Origin of the sequence: Halocynthiibacter sp. C4, from assembly GCF_028823805.1 — a bacterium.
Taxonomy (GTDB): Bacteria; Pseudomonadota; Alphaproteobacteria; order Rhodobacterales; family Rhodobacteraceae; genus Falsihalocynthiibacter; species Falsihalocynthiibacter halioticoli.
On sequence record NZ_JAPEIE010000002.1, the window covers coordinates 1154622 to 1168968 of the forward strand.

Below are 14347 nucleotides of genomic sequence, written 5' to 3' on the forward strand. Positions count from 1 at the left end.
TTCACGAGCACTTCATCGCATTGTGACTTCCTATTTCAAAGCTGATCTCTATTGTTCAGCTCAAGGAGCAACACGATGAAACACCCTAGAAATCGCACCAATTTTGCCCAGCGCACGCTCAAAAACACGTGTCTGGCGCTGCTTATTGGCGCTCCTGCGATTGCGGGTGGGTTTGACGCGGACAAGGTAATTAAAGTCAGTACGCTCTCGGGGTGGAAGAATACCGACGGCACTTATGTTACTGCGCTGAAGGTCGATCTAGCGCCCGGGTGGGTTACATATTGGCGAATTCCCGGGGATTCCGGTATTCCGATGCAATACGACTGGACAGCTAGCAAAAATGTAGGCGGCGCCTCTATCGTATGGCCCCGTCCGGAAATCGACGAGAAATACGGTCTGACATCTTTTGTGTACCGCGACAGCGTGGTTTTACCGATCATTGTGGTGCCAACCAACAAAGGCCAAGCCGCAGAGTTGGCAGGCACCATCGAGCTTGGCGTTTGCAAGGACATTTGCGTTCCGGTGCAGTTCGATATCTCGCAACCATTGAAGCCAGAAAACACGCGAAAAACAGCAGCGATCAACGCAGCACTAAAGGACTTGCCCAAAAGCGCGCGTCAGGCCGGATTATCAGCGACAAAATGCGGAATTTCGCCAACAGAGAACGGCATTTCCATCAACACAACAACCAAAATGAACCAAGACATCGGTAAGGTTCATGCGGTTATTGAGCACGCGGATCAATCCTTTTGGGTCGGCCCCACAAGTACCACCCAGAAGGGCAAGAACGTCCACGCTGCTGCCGAGATTGAAAGCGAGACCGGCAGCCCCATTTCCATTCAACGGCAAGACGTAAGGATCACTCTTCTTGGCACGCGGGAAGTAATCGACATTCAAGGCTGCGTCGGAGAGTCCTGAACGCCTCGCGGTTCGCTTCGGCCAAACAGAACCGCGCCGATGAAGAAACCGATGAGTGTTGCCAAAAGCGTCAGACCGACAAAAAGCGCGAAACTTGTTGCGATCAACGGCGCATTGGCCAATCCCGGCATTAGCGCCAACAAGACCCCTGCGAATTCTCCGGTAACAATCGAAACGCCCATTGTTACTGCAAATGCAAGCAATGCGAACAGCGCCACCGCGGTCGAAACAAACGACACAAGCCGCCCACCTTCAGGGAAACGGAATGCACGGCGCGCCGAGGCAATCCGTCCCGAGAAATCACTCTGAATTGCGATAAGCGAGGGCACAACAAGTAACACTAAAACCATCCCGAACCCAAGTCCGTAAACAAGCGTTATAACCGTTGGCTTCAGGAACTGCGCCTGACTTGAGGATTCAAACAACAGCGGCGCGAGGCCAAGCACCGTTGTCAGCGTTGTAAGCATAACAGGACGCAGTCGGTCAGCGACGCCATCAATGATTGCAGGGAACAAACCACGCTCTTCGGCGTATTCGTCGATTGTCGTGATCAAAACAATCGAGTCGTTGATAATGATGCCCGTCATCCCAATCAGCCCGACAACAGAGAACATAGAGAGTGGCACTTCCCAGACAAGATGGCCGTAAATCGTCCCGACAAGGCCGAAAGGAATAATGGCCATCACAACAAGAGGCCGTGTCCAGCTGCTAAAGACCCAAGCCAATGTGAGGTAAATACCGGTTAGACACATCAGGAAACCAACAAGAGCATCCGTCAGGAACTCCTGTTCTTGTTCGGCCAACCCAGCAAGCCGCCAACCGACGCCAAACTCGCTCTCCAACTCTGGAAGGATCTCTTCTTCAAGCTGTGTCATGATAGCGCTGGCGCGGTCTGGATCGTCTTCGGAAATATCACCCGTCACCGAAACAACCCGTATGCCATTTTCTCGGCGAACGGTGGAAAATCCGCTCTGCTGATCGACACGAACGATGTCGGCAAGCTTTAGGTAATCCCCCGTTTCGCTTCTCATGTAGGAGCGCTCAAGGAAGTCAGCTGAAAGTTCGCCTTCTGGCAATTCAACACGGATTTTCGCACTGCGCGGCCCGTCTGGATAGGTGGCGGCCTCAATCCCGTTGAGCCGATCACGCAGCACGCGGCCAAGTGTATCAATCGAGAAGCCCATAGCCTGACCCTGCGGAGTGAGTTCAAGGATCATCTCTTCCTTGTCATAAGACAGACTATCCTCAACGGCCGAGACTTCTGGAAATTGCGTCAGCGCGGTTTTGAGCGCCTCTGCAGTTGCTTTCAACGTTGGCGCATCCGCGCCGTAAAACTGCACATCGAGCGAATCCCCCCCAGGGCCAGACCGCCAACCACGAAAGCTGACCACCTCGGCGAGCGGGTGTTGGCGCACTTCTTCTTGAAGCGCGGCCACAAAGGCAAAGGCGCTATAGGGGCGGTAATCGGAATCTATCAATTCAATCGCAATGGAGCCAAGTAGATCGCTATCTTTCGTGTCCACGCCCGACAGGCCTCGCCCCGTATTCCCGCCAATTTCAGCAAGGGTATAGACGATAGGATTGGTGCCGTACTCTTCTTCATAACGCGCACCGAGATCCGTTGCGGCGCGCTGCATCTCCTGCATCATCGCAAACGTATCTTCGCGGGTCGCGCCGTTGACCATGGCGAAGTTTCCCGAGACAGAACTTTGCTCCGGCGCGTTAAAGAAACGCCACTGCACGTCGCCATTGATGAAATGCGCCGCCTGAATCGACAACAGCACAACAGTCATTGCAATGACCGGATAACGCGCGACGACAACGAGCCTCATGAATCGGCGGAATATGTTGTCACGGAACCAACTAAAGCCACGGTTCACCACGCGATTGGGCCAGTCGTACCAGTTGTTTTTACCTGCGTGGCGGAGCGCGTGCGCCATGTGGTTTGGCAGGATAAGGAAACACTCAACAAGTGACGCAATCAACACCACAATCACAGTAAAAGGTATGTCGGCGATCAAGCTGCCAAATCGACCACCAATTGCAACGAGCCCAAAGAACGCGATGACGGTTGTAACCGTTGCAGAGAATACGGGCGGCGCCATACGAATAGCCGCATTCTCGGCAGCGACCAACGGGCTTTCGCCCAATCGACGCGCACGGAAATCGGCATGCTCGCCAACAACAATCGCGTCATCCACCACAATGCCAAGCGTAATAATCAACGCAAACAACGATATCATATTGAACGTAAGCCCAGCCGCATACATCAGCGATATCGCAGCCAACATCGCAACCGGAATTCCGGCGGCAACCCAAAGTGCAATGCGCGCATTGAGAAACAGGAACAACAGCATCACAACGAGCCCCAACCCCATGAGGCCGTTATCAAGCAATAGGGCAAGACGGCCCGTAATCGCCTCTGCACGGGTACGAATTAGGGTGATGTTGACGTCCTTCGGCAAGGAGATGCGCATTTCTTCCGCGACATCCTCAACCTGCTGCTGAATCGCAATCGCGTCCCCGCTTGCGGAGCGGTCAATCCGAATGGAGATCGCTGGGTTCTCTCCGACAAAATAGGCGCGATCGCTGTCGATGCCTTGCTGCGTCACCGAGGCAACATCACCGATGCGGAGCTGTGTTCCGTCGGGCTCGCTGCGAAGGATAATATCGGCAATTTCTTCTGCGCTTCGCTTGGCGACGCCCGTTCTGACGCGCGCGTTTGCGCCTTCAACATCCCCTGCTGGATCAGCATCAACTTCGGCTGCAATTGCTGTCGCGATTGCCTGCATCGAGACATCATTCTTGATAAGCGACGTTGACGGCACCTCTACAATTGTTTCGGGCGCAGCAAACCCTCGCAGCGTTGTGCGGGTCACACCAACGGAAAACAACCGCGTAACAAACTCGTCGGCGAGCCGACCGAGCTGCTCGACATCCACGGGCCCTTCGATGACGACATCGGTAACACGATCCCGCCACGCACCGCGGCGGACGTTCGGATCTTCGGCGCCTTCAGGCAGGTTAGACACGGAATCAACGGCCGCCTGAACCTCATCCGCCGCGCGCGACATATCCCAGCCATCTTCGAAATCGAGGCTTATCTGCGCGGAGCCTTCGCGTGATGTGGAATAGGAAGATTCAACGCCTTCGACACCAAGCAAAGCTGGCTCCAAAAGCTGGACAATAGCAGTATCCACGTCCTCCGCGCCTGCGCCTTCCCAATCGACCGAAACGGAAACCGAGTCGATAACAACATCGGGGAAAAACTGCGCGCGCATGTTTGGAACCGCCGCAAGACCCGCAACGATAAGGACCACAAGCAAGAGGTTCGCAGCGGTTGCGTGGCGTGTGAAATACGAGAGGATTCCGCCCGCCATTTTGTTGGTATTGCGCATGGTTAGCCTCCCATCCGCTGCTCAAGCCGATCAACGACGTTCACTGGAACTTCAGGCTGCGCAAGTTGCCCGAGAATACGCTCGCGTGCTTCCTGCGGCATACGTTGGTTACTCTCGACAAAGGCGACAAGTGCTGCGCGTCGCTCATCTGTCAGGGTCACCATCTCGGCGGCTGGCGGCGCTCCCTCGGTGTTCGTACCTTCGGAACTCTGATCTTGACCAGCCACCAGTGGGCGCACCTTGATGCCCGCACCAAGCAATGGAGACCGTTCCGCCACAATTCGTTCGCCATAGTGGCCATCGGCACCGATCAGCACTTCATCGTCCTGACGCCTTAACACCTCTACGGAAACAGACTGCAGCCGGTCTTCCGGCCCAAGAACGAGCACTTCGCCGCTTGCGTTCAGCGCCAAAGCAGGTACGCGCGCAACGTTCTTAAGCTCCGGTTCATCAATCTTAACCTCGACAAAATCACCAGGGCGGAAGCCGCTGTGATCGGCCATTTCAGCATACAGAACACGGCCGCTTTGACCGGTCTGAACCGCTCCGCTTTCACGCGTAATTTTCCCCTCGGTCTGAAGGTCAAGGCCAAGCACATCCAGCCCAACAAGAACCGGCGCGCCGACAAGGTTGCCTTCCCCATCAAGCAGGCGGGCATATTCGCTTGTCGAGACTCGGAAAGCGACTTCAAGAGATTTCGGGTCGATAAGTTGCGCGACCTGTTCATTGGCCGTCACGATACCACCTTCGACAACGGAAACGCCCGAAAGTGTTCCGTCAAAGCCAGCACGGATTTCGGTTTCTTCCAACCGCCGTTCGGCCTCGGTCAAAGTGATTGCATGACGGGCGAGCGCAGCATTCGCAGTTTCAACACGTGCTTCGGCCTGCGCGAGCGCCTGACGGCGGGACACAACCGCCTGACGCGCGGAGGCTGCGGCAAGTGCGGCGGTTTCAACTGCGGCGTCGGTGCCCACACCGCGTTCTTTCAGATCGGTCTGTCTATTGTATGCAACTTCGCGCAGGTCGGCCTGATCTATGGCTGCATTGAGATCATCTTTGGCCAATGTCAGCGCCAGTTCCGCGGCACGAATTTCTGCCTCCGCCTCACTGATATCGGCTTCTACACGCCGCAGCTCGTCTTCTGCATCCGCAGGGTCAATGCGCAGCAGCAACTGCCCTGCCGTAACGCGCCCGCCTTCTTCAAAGGCTGGATCAACGAATACAACCCGACCCGCCGAAGATGCCCGCAAATCGAGCGTTCGGCGGCTACGCACTTCGCCATACGCTGTAAATACCGGCGTATGATCTGCAGCCACGAGGTCAACAACATTTGCGGAAAAGACTTGTTCGCGCGCAGGTCTCTGAGCTTCACTCTGTGCATTTCGGCTTTGAAATGCCGAAACCACGGTATTTCCGCCCCATGCAAGAAGCCCCAGTGTTACCGCCAGCAGGAAAACACCCGTCAGACTACGGCCCAGAAATCGCATCCGTTGAACTCCTTGATTGCATAACCAATTGATTACACGTCATTTTATTGTCATATGACCACGCCGTTCATTGGGCGCTTATTGGTATATACGAACCGAAACGCTATTTCCGTCTCATTTTTTCGGTCAAACGCGGAAAAATTTCGACGAAATTACATGGCATGTGCCGGTAATCGAGCTGTTTGACCAAAATTTCATCCCATGCATCCTTACAAGCCCCGGGACTTCCGGGAAGAGCAAAGAGATAGGTCCCCTGCGCTACGCCGCCTGTTGCACGGCTCTGAACGGCGGAGGTACCAATCTTGTTCAGCGAGACAATCGTGAACACTGTTCCGAAGGCATCCATCGTTTTCTCATACACGTCGTGATGCGCCTCAACGGTAACATCGCGCCCCGTAAGCCCTGTACCGCCCGTGGATATTACCACATCTATCGCCGGATCGGCACACCATGCGCGCAATTGATCGGCAATCTCTTCGCGCTCATCGGGGAGAATTTTGCGATCCGCGAGAGTATGACCTGCCTTTTCCAGCCGATCTACAAGCGTCTGGCCTGAGCGATCTTCGTCGAGACTGCGGCTGTCGGACACTGTGAGGATAGCAATCCGCACCGGAATAAATTCACGTTCGGCCATACTGCCTCCCTAGGTCAAATCCCGCAGTTTTGCTTGGAGCGCCAACAAATCAACCCACGCTTCACGCTTGACCGCTGGCGTGCGCAGGAGTCGCCCTGGATGCAACATCGGCAAGGTCGGGCGCCCATTTAACTCGGTCCATCGGCCACGCTGGCGGTTAATATTCCCCTTGCCCAACAAAATCTGGCACGGAACATTCCCCATCAAAATAACAACTTTCGGGTCGGCAAGTTCGATGTGCCGCCTCGCAAAATCACGCAGCATATCAATCTCTTGCATGTTCGGCGGGCGATCCTGTGGCGTGCGCCATGGCAACACAGTGGAGACATACAACGCCGTTTCCGGATCAGGCGAGCTGCGCAACAGGCCGATTGCCGCAAACATCTTGTCGAGCATTTGCCCCGCGGCCCCGATAAACGGTGCGCCACCGCGGTCTTCTTCGAGCGTCGGGACCTCTCCGATCACCATCACCGACGCCTGCGGGTTGCCGTCCGCAAAAATCGTGTTGCGCGCACCTTTTTTCAGGTCACAGCCATCAAAGCTCTCGATGGCCGATTTGAGCGCCTCAACCGTGTCGCAACTCTCGGCGATTTCTTTGGCGCGTTTACAGGCTGCATCAAAAGCGTTCTTTGCTTCTTCCTGTTGGGAAATAACAGGAGCAACAACCTTTGGTTTGCCCGATTGTTCAGGTTTTCGCGCAGAGGCTGCTTTGGGCAGCTCATTCGGAAGGTCATAGCAATTTACGGGCGCATCGAGAATTGCCTCATCGGCACCCAACTCAATGTACCAGTCAAGCAAGGCCTTGGCCTCGTGAATTCCCAATTGCGACTCCATGCGCCAAAGCTATGCCGCCCCTAAAGCGGGGTAAAGGCTTGAATCCGAACTCGTGGCTTCAAAAGAATAATTTGCGCCTTTGGTATCCTGTTTCTATAAGCAAGAAAATCGACGAAAGGGCCTGTCATGTCATTCCGCGCCAAGCATCTTTTGGGGATCGAGCACCTTGCCCCAGATGAAATCACAACGTTGCTGGATTTGGCCGACAGCTATGTTGATCTAAACCGCTCGAAGTCCAAGCACTCGGACGCGCTCGCGGGCCTCACACAGATCAACATGTTCTTTGAAAATTCCACCCGCACACAGGCCAGCTTCGAACTGGCAGGCAAGCGCCTCGGGGCGGATGTGATGAACATGGCGATGCAAGCAAGCAGCATCAAAAAGGGAGAGACCCTGATTGATACCGCGCTCACGCTCAACGCCATGCACCCGGATTTGCTCGTTGTGCGCCATCCGCATTCGGGCGCGGTAAACCTGTTGGCGGAGAAGGTGAACTGCGCCGTGCTGAACGCGGGTGACGGCTATCACGAGCACCCAACACAGGCTTTGCTGGATGCGCTCACCATCCGCCGCGCAAAGGGGCGGCTGCACCGGCTCTCTGTGGCGATCTGTGGTGATATCGCACATTCACGCGTGGCGCGCAGCAACCTGATCCTGCTGGGCAAAATGGAAAACCGCGTGCGCCTTGTTGGTCCGCCAACGCTTATGCCGAGCCAGATATCCGAATTCGGCGTAGAGGTTTATGATGACATGCGCGAAGGTTTGGCAAATGTGGACGTTGTGATGATGCTGCGCCTTCAGAAAGAACGGATGGATGGCGGATTTATTCCGAGCGAACGCGAATACTACCATCGCTTCGGGCTTGATGCGGAAAAGCTTTCCTACGCGAAGGACGACGCGATTGTCATGCACCCCGGCCCGATGAATCGCGGTGTCGAAATCGACGGGCTGATTGCCGATGACATCAACCGCAGCGTCATTCAGGAGCAGGTCGAGATGGGCGTGGCCGTTCGCATGGCCGCGATGGACCTTCTGGCCCGCAACCTCCGAGCCGAGCCCAAGGAGGTTTTGGTATGAGCGATCTCTTCCTACATAACGCACGCCTGATTGATCCTGATGCCAAGACAGAAACGCTCGGCGCACTTACGATCCGCAACGGCAAGATTGTGGAGGTCCACTCTGGCGACGTGAAGCCTCCCGAGGGCATCGAAGCAATCGATTGCAATGGCAAACATCTTGCGCCGGGCATTGTTGATATTGGCGTGAAAATCGGGGAGCCGGGTGAGCGCCATAAAGAAAGCTTCCGCACCGCTGGCGCCGCAGCCGCCGCTGGCGGCGTTACCACAATGGCAACGCGCCCTGATACAATTCCCGCGCTCGACAGTCCCGAAACGCTCGAATTCGTCGCGCGCCGCGCGAATGAGGCGGCTCCTGTAAACGTATTGCCAATGGCGGCACTGACAAAGGGGCGCAATGGTGCAGAGATGGTCGAAATCGGCTTTATGCGAGATGCAGGTGCGATTGCATTTTCCGATTGCGACAACGTCATCACCGACAACAAGGTGTTTTCCCGTGCGCTGACCTATGCCAGAAGCCTTGGCGCGCTCGTTATCGCTCATCCGCAGGATCCGATCCTATCAAAAGGCGCAGCGGTCACTTCGGGAAAATTCGCTTCCCTGCGCGGATTGCCGGCGGTTTCGCCGATGGCGGAGCGCATGGGGCTTGAGCGCGATCTGGCGCTGGTTGAGCTTACCGGCGCGTGTTACCACGCCGATACACTCTCCACCGCCGCCGCCCTACCGGCACTCCGTCGCGCTAAGGAGACTGGCCTTGATGTAACTGCTGGTGTTTCGATCCATCACCTCACGCTCAACGAATTTGACGTCGGCGATTACCGCACCTTCTTTAAGGTAAAGCCGCCCCTTCGCAGCGAAGACGACCGCCTCGCGATGGTCGACGCCGTTGCCTCTGGCCTGATTGACATCATCTCGTCCATGCACACCCCGCAAGACGAAGAAAGCAAGCGCCTCCCTTTCCAAGAGGCCGCATCCGGTGCCGTAGCACTTGAAACATTGCTGCCTGCCGCGCTTCGCCTTGTTCATGCTGAGTTGATCGACCTGCCGACCCTTTGGGCCGCGCTTTCGCTCAACCCTGCCAATCGCCTCGGACTTGCCTCCGGACGCTTGGCAGAAAATGCCCCAGCAGACCTTGTTTTGTTTGATCTGAATGCGCCATTCGTGCTTGATCGCTTTTCGCTCAAGTCAAAATCCAAAAATACCCCCTTTGACGGACAGCGAATGCAGGGCAAAGTCCGTGCAACATTCGTTGCAGGAAAACAGGTTTACGGAGCTGATTGATGTCATTGTTTGAAGTGCCGACGGAAGTTTTCATGCTCGCCGCGATTATGGGCTATCTCCTCGGGAGTATCCCTTCGGGCGTATTGTTGGCCCGTGTCATGGGCCTTGGAAACCTGCGCGAGATCGGCTCAGGCAACATCGGCGCAACCAATGTCTTGCGCACGGGCAACAAAAAAGCCGCGGCGCTGACGTTGCTTTTTGATGCCGCCAAAGGGGCTATTGCTGTTCTGATCGCCCGCGAGCTTTGGGGCGAGAATGCTGCGCAAATCGCCGCGCTTGCGGCGTTTTTGGGGCATTGCTTCCCTGTTTGGCTTGGGTTCAAAGGCGGCAAGGGCGTTGCAACGTTCCTTGGAATTATGCTCGCACTAAGCTGGCAAATCGGATTGGCCGCTTGCGCAACTTGGCTCTTCTTTGCATTCGCGCTTCGTTACTCTTCGCTCGCAGCACTTATGGCAGCTGGGCTTTCACCACTGTGGATGGTTGTCTTGCAAAAGGGAGAACTCTTTTTCCTCGGGATGATTTTTGCGATCCTGATCTATTGGCGGCATTGGGAAAACATTCACCGCCTGCGCGCAGGTACCGAACCAAAAATCGGGAAAAAATAGGCTCTGCGCAGTTTCGCTCCGCACAGAGCAAAAGCCTTTAACCTTTGGTTTCCAAACGCTCAATCGCATCTGCTGTACGCATAGTGTTGTGGTAAATACCCAGCGACAGATAAAGAATGCCGCCCATCATAACCACATAAATACCCCCGAAAAACAGCACACCGAGTCCGGCGAAAAAGGCGCCCGATTGACCGCTAAACATGGTTCCAATCGCGCCGATAACGACGCCAATAACCATCAAAACAATGATGATGCCAACAAGCTTCTCGAACGAGTTAATAAAGAATTCACGCATATTAATGTCCTTTCCTAATAGGTTAGACATCAACACTGAATCGGGAACCCTCGTTCAAGCAAGGGAAAACTACGGCTTAGTAACAGTACTCGTCGTAGATATGGCTTAGATCCTGATCCCATTCGCCATTGTATTTCGCGAGCAACTCGTCAGCGGGTACGCGGCCAGTTTCGATGCTGTCTTTGAGCGCATTAAGGAAGTGAGTCTCGTCTGGGATCATGCCGCCCGCCCCTTTGCGCGCACGCTGCTTTAGGCCCGCGTCGGCAATATTCACACATTCGCGCGCCACATCGCTCAGATGAACACCGTTAAAACTGCCTTGCAGGCCGTCGACCGAAGCTGCCACCCGCAAACCTTCGCGTGTTTCCGCATCCCAGCCTTTGGCCAAATCCCATGCAGCATCCAGCGAAGATTGCTCGTAACACATACCAACCCAGAACGCCGGAAGCGCACAAAGTCGCCGCCACGGTCCACCATCCGCGCCACGCATTTCAAGAAACTGTTTGATCCGCGCTTCGGGGAAAATGGTTGTGAGGTGATCGGCCCAATCGCTCAGGTTCGGCTTTTCGCCGGGAAGCGCAGGAAGCTCGCCCTTCAGGAAGTCGCGGAAGCTCTGTCCCAAGGCGTTGATGTATTTTCCGTCGCGGTAAACGAAATACATCGGCACATCGAGCGCATATTGCACCCACGCTTCAAAGCCGAACCCTTCGTCAAACACAAACGGCAATGTCCCTGTCCGCGCCGGATCAAGGTCGCGCCAAATTCGGCTACGCCAAGATTTATGGCCGTTGACCTTATTCTCGAAAAATGGCGAGTTTGCAAAAAGCGCCGTCGCAACAGGCTGCAACGCCAAGGCAACACGCAGCTTTTGCGTCATGTCCGCTTCACTCGCGAAATCGAGATTCACTTGCACGGTGCAGGTCCGGTACATCATGGACTTGCCCATGGTACCCACGCGATCCATGTAATCCGTCATCAGCTTATAGCGCCCTTTGGGCATCACGGGCATATCCTCGTGTTTCCACACGGGAGCCGCCCCAAGACCGATGAATTTCACGCCAACCTTATCGGCAATCGCCTTAACCTCACGCAGGTGCGTGTTCACCTCGTCGCAAGTTTCGTGAATTGTTTGTAGCGGCGCACCAGAAAGTTCTAGCTGCCCACCTGGCTCAAGACTGACGTTCGCACCGTCTTTCTCCAGACCAATGAGTTTGCCCGACTCTTCGATCGGCGCCCAATTAAACTGGTCGCGCAGCCCTGTCAGAACCGCAGAGATCGAACGCTCGCCCTCGAACGGAAGTGGTTTTTGCGTTTCCTCACAGAAACCGAACTTCTCGTGCTCGGTTCCGATGCGCCAATCCTCTTTTGGTTTACAACCCGACTCCAGCAATTCGGCAAGCTGTGCGTGGTTTTCGATCGGGCCGCCGCCGGACTGTGGAATGGACATGAGAGCATCCGTTTGTAAAAGATCAATGGCTTCAATAGGTGATTTCTATCGCGGCTATTGTCAATGCAACTTAACCACCTTTTCCCGCGCGATGCGGGCGGCGTCATCTTCCCAAACAAGGAAACGCTTTGCACCTTTGTGCTGCGAGGCGGTGATCACGTTTTCGTAGTCAGCTCCAGGAAACGCAACCAGCGCGTCAAAAACCTCGTCCCCGCCAACGGCGCTCGCTGGGATCTCTACGCGCGGCGCGCGTTTCTGCGAGATGATCCAGAACATATCTTCTTCGCCGTCTTCTGGCTCACAGGTGCGAATTTCAATTCGGGTCACATCACTTAGAGCAATTTTTGCGCCATACCCGCTGTCGAAAAACGTCAGTTCCTGTTCGATCAGATCGACAACGCCTTCGGATTTCGGCGCTGTAGATTGCCGGCTATGAAACCGTGCGCGGCGGATGCCATAAAGCCCAAAGGCCAGCGCGGCGGCAAAGAACGGCAATGACAACATCACAAAGAGAATACCACCCAGCCAGACAAGCCAAAGGGCAATAACAAGCGCCGCCCCCGCCCAAATCACTTCGGAATAGCGGGCCAGCGCCAGTTTCACTTCTGGGCGCACAAAACTCATTGCCAATCCCCACATTGCTTTTGCCAAAGTGTGAGCGCCGCAACTGCGGCGGTGTCTGCCCTTAGGATGCGCGGACCAAGGCTGATTGAGCGAGCCAAAGGATTTGCGCGCAATCTTGTTCTCTCCGCATCAGAGAAACCGCCTTCGGGGCCGATAAATATCGCCCATTTACCGCCCTTGGCCGCGCTCTCAAAATCCAGCTTATCGCCAACCAACGCCTCATCGCAAAAGAGGATGTTCCGATCTTCAGGCCAATTATCCAGCATCCGCCCAAACCGCTCTATCTCGGCCACCTCGGGCACATAAGTTCCGCCGCATTGCTCTGCAGCTTCAACGGCATGGGCCTGTAGCCGGTCGCGCCGGATGCGTTCGGAATTTGTAAATTCTGTCTGCATAGGGCAAATCCGCGCAGCACCCATTTCGGCGGCTTTCTCGACAATAAAATCGGTACGCGCTTTTTTGATCGGCGCAAAGCACAACCAGACATCCGGCGGCATTTGCAACGGTTTGCTTTGCGCCTCGCAAACCAGAACGCCTCGTCGTTTTCCTGCTTCGGCAACCCGCGCGATATACTCACCGTCCCGCCCGTTAAACAGCGCGACAAACGCGCCTTCGGCAAGTCGCATGACGCCGAAAAGGTAATGCGCCTGCTCCTTGGTCAGAGGAATGGATTGCCCAGCAGCGAGCGCATGGTCTACATACAGTCTGATCTTTGCTTTCATGGACAGACCTTATGCCCGCGCCAGACGAACTTCCAGAGCCCAATCCCGCAAATTCCGGCACCGTCAAAGATGCGGTCGCAGGAAACTGGGTGGACCGGTTTGCGCCTGTGGCAACGCGACCCTATCTGCGACTTTCGCGGGTGGACCGCCCGATTGGCACATGGCTTCTTTATATACCCTGTGTCTGGGGCGTTTTGCTGGCGATGCTTGGAACAGGTGAACCTCGCCTTCTCGACCTATGGATCGTGATGGGCTGTGGCATCGGGGCGTTTTTGATGCGTGGCGCTGGCTGTACGTGGAATGACATCACTGACCGAAACATAGATGGCTCGGTCGAACGCACCCGCTCACGCCCTATTCCATCTGGTCAGGTCTCTGTAAAAGCCGCGCTTGTCTGGATGGTGGTTCAGGCGCTGGTGGCTTTTGCGATTCTGCTGACTTTCCCACTGCCCGCAATTATCCTCGGCATCATCGCGCTTGGGCCGGTGGCGATTTATCCATTCGCCAAACGATTCACATGGTGGCCGCAGGTGTTCCTTGGCGTCGCTTTCAATTGGGGTATCCTCTTGGGGTATGCGGCTCATCGTGGACATCTTGATGGTGCAGCGATCACGCTCTTTTTGGCAGGGATCACTTGGACACTATTTTACGACACGATCTATGCCCACCAAGACAAAGAAGACGATGCGCTCATTGGGGTAAAATCCACCGCACGGCTCTTCGGAGATAACACGCTCCCGGCTCTTCGCTATTTCCTCATGCTGACTGTCGCGCTCATGGGGTTTGCGATTGTGCTCACAATGGCAGGACATAATAACATCCTTTCACTCGTAGTAGCGCTTGGCGGGCCTTGGGCATTTGGATGGCACATGACATGGCAGATGAAGCAGTTTGACGCCGACGATCCGGATTCCTGCCTGCGCGTGTTCCGCTCCAACCGTGACGCGGGGCTGTTGCCTGTGCTGTTTTTCGCCGCTGCGCTTTTCCTGTGATTGAACCCCGTTGCCGAAGCGCCTAAACAAGGGC

General features: G+C 55.4%; 13 protein-coding genes. 5 read left to right on the plus strand and 8 right to left on the minus strand.

Features of this window, described 5'->3' with window-relative positions; all coding sequences use genetic code 11:
• Positions 1–75: 75 nt before the first annotated feature.
• The gene (locus tag OU789_RS12905; RefSeq protein WP_274655940.1) at positions 76–918 is read left to right on the plus strand and encodes a protein-disulfide reductase DsbD domain-containing protein; all 843 of its coding nucleotides are present in this window, start codon (positions 76–78) and stop codon (positions 916–918) included.
• Here OU789_RS12905 and OU789_RS12910 read toward each other — a convergent pair.
• From OU789_RS12910 to OU789_RS12925, 4 genes are all read right to left on the minus strand, one after another.
• A complete protein-coding gene (locus tag OU789_RS12910) occupies positions 894–4316 on the minus strand; it encodes an efflux RND transporter permease subunit (RefSeq protein ID WP_274655941.1) in 3423 nt (1140 codons plus the stop codon). The two genes, OU789_RS12905 and OU789_RS12910, sit on opposite strands and share 25 nt — an antisense overlap.
• A gap of 2 nt (positions 4317–4318) precedes the next feature.
• Positions 4319–5803, minus strand: a complete 1485-nt coding sequence (locus OU789_RS12915) for an efflux RND transporter periplasmic adaptor subunit (RefSeq protein ID WP_274655942.1) — start codon at positions 5801–5803, stop codon at positions 4319–4321.
• Positions 5804–5906: 103 nt separating this feature from the next.
• Positions 5907–6437, minus strand: coding sequence for a molybdenum cofactor biosynthesis protein B (gene moaB / locus OU789_RS12920; RefSeq protein WP_274655943.1), 531 nt, complete (start codon positions 6435–6437; stop codon positions 5907–5909).
• 9 nt (positions 6438–6446) lie between these two features.
• Positions 6447–7259 carry a uracil-DNA glycosylase gene (locus OU789_RS12925; protein WP_342453582.1) on the minus strand — a complete coding sequence of 271 codons (813 nt, stop codon included), beginning with the start codon at positions 7257–7259 and terminating at the stop codon, positions 6447–6449.
• A gap of 138 nt (positions 7260–7397) precedes the next feature.
• Between OU789_RS12925 and OU789_RS12930 the strand changes: the two genes are divergently transcribed.
• From OU789_RS12930 to plsY, 3 genes are read left to right on the plus strand one after another with little or no spacing between them, the layout of a single operon-like run.
• Positions 7398–8348 (plus strand): aspartate carbamoyltransferase catalytic subunit, encoded by a 951-nt coding sequence (locus OU789_RS12930; RefSeq protein ID WP_274655945.1) that lies wholly within the window; start codon positions 7398–7400, stop codon positions 8346–8348.
• The gene (pyrC, locus tag OU789_RS12935) at positions 8345–9628 is read left to right on the plus strand and encodes a dihydroorotase (RefSeq protein ID WP_274655946.1); all 1284 of its coding nucleotides are present in this window, start codon (positions 8345–8347) and stop codon (positions 9626–9628) included. Before OU789_RS12930 ends, pyrC begins: the two co-directional genes overlap by 4 nt.
• Positions 9628–10233 (plus strand): glycerol-3-phosphate 1-O-acyltransferase PlsY, encoded by a 606-nt coding sequence (gene plsY / locus OU789_RS12940; protein WP_274655947.1) that lies wholly within the window; start codon positions 9628–9630, stop codon positions 10231–10233. Before pyrC ends, plsY begins: the two co-directional genes overlap by 1 nt.
• A 37-nt stretch (positions 10234–10270) precedes the next feature.
• On the opposite strand, the gene OU789_RS12945 is transcribed toward plsY, so the two are convergent.
• From OU789_RS12945 to OU789_RS12960, 4 genes are all read right to left on the minus strand, one after another.
• Positions 10271–10528 carry a hypothetical protein gene (locus tag OU789_RS12945; protein ID WP_263952027.1) on the minus strand — a complete coding sequence of 86 codons (258 nt, stop codon included), beginning with the start codon at positions 10526–10528 and terminating at the stop codon, positions 10271–10273.
• A 76-nt stretch (positions 10529–10604) separates the two neighbouring features.
• A complete protein-coding gene (locus tag OU789_RS12950; protein WP_274655948.1) occupies positions 10605–11975 on the minus strand; it encodes a glutamate--cysteine ligase in 1371 nt (456 codons plus the stop codon).
• A gap of 60 nt (positions 11976–12035) precedes the next feature.
• Positions 12036–12599: a hypothetical protein gene (locus tag OU789_RS12955; RefSeq protein WP_274655949.1), complete on the minus strand. Its 564-nt coding sequence runs from the start codon at positions 12597–12599 to the stop codon at positions 12036–12038.
• A complete protein-coding gene (locus tag OU789_RS12960; protein WP_274655950.1) occupies positions 12596–13321 on the minus strand; it encodes a 16S rRNA (uracil(1498)-N(3))-methyltransferase in 726 nt (241 codons plus the stop codon). The genes OU789_RS12955 and OU789_RS12960 overlap by 4 nt, the downstream gene beginning before the upstream one ends.
• 11 nt (positions 13322–13332) lie before the next feature.
• Between OU789_RS12960 and ubiA the strand changes: the two genes are divergently transcribed.
• Complete coding sequence (gene ubiA / locus OU789_RS12965; RefSeq protein WP_274655951.1) at positions 13333–14313, plus strand: 4-hydroxybenzoate octaprenyltransferase; 981 nt, start codon at positions 13333–13335, stop codon at positions 14311–14313.
• The last annotated feature ends 34 nt before the right edge of the window (positions 14314–14347 follow it).

What these genes read in the sequence shown, in the direction of transcription:
- OU789_RS12905 (WP_274655940.1), top strand. Translation starts at nt 76, where the DNA reads ATGAAACACCCTAGAAATCGCACCAATTTTGCCCAGCGCACGCTCAAA.
- OU789_RS12910 (WP_274655941.1), bottom strand. Translation starts at nt 4,316, where the DNA reads ATGCGCAATACCAACAAAATGGCGGGCGGAATCCTCTCGTATTTCACA.
- OU789_RS12915 (WP_274655942.1), bottom strand. Translation starts at nt 5,803, where the DNA reads ATGCGATTTCTGGGCCGTAGTCTGACGGGTGTTTTCCTGCTGGCGGTA.
- moaB (WP_274655943.1), bottom strand. Translation starts at nt 6,437, where the DNA reads ATGGCCGAACGTGAATTTATTCCGGTGCGGATTGCTATCCTCACAGTG.
- OU789_RS12930 (WP_274655945.1), top strand. Translation starts at nt 7,398, where the DNA reads ATGTCATTCCGCGCCAAGCATCTTTTGGGGATCGAGCACCTTGCCCCA.
- pyrC (WP_274655946.1), top strand. Translation starts at nt 8,345, where the DNA reads ATGAGCGATCTCTTCCTACATAACGCACGCCTGATTGATCCTGATGCC.
- plsY (WP_274655947.1), top strand. Translation starts at nt 9,628, where the DNA reads ATGTCATTGTTTGAAGTGCCGACGGAAGTTTTCATGCTCGCCGCGATT.
- OU789_RS12945 (WP_263952027.1), bottom strand. Translation starts at nt 10,528, where the DNA reads ATGCGTGAATTCTTTATTAACTCGTTCGAGAAGCTTGTTGGCATCATC.
- OU789_RS12950 (WP_274655948.1), bottom strand. Translation starts at nt 11,975, where the DNA reads ATGTCCATTCCACAGTCCGGCGGCGGCCCGATCGAAAACCACGCACAG.
- OU789_RS12955 (WP_274655949.1), bottom strand. Translation starts at nt 12,599, where the DNA reads ATGAGTTTTGTGCGCCCAGAAGTGAAACTGGCGCTGGCCCGCTATTCC.
- OU789_RS12960 (WP_274655950.1), bottom strand. Translation starts at nt 13,321, where the DNA reads ATGAAAGCAAAGATCAGACTGTATGTAGACCATGCGCTCGCTGCTGGG.
- ubiA (WP_274655951.1), top strand. Translation starts at nt 13,333, where the DNA reads ATGCCCGCGCCAGACGAACTTCCAGAGCCCAATCCCGCAAATTCCGGC.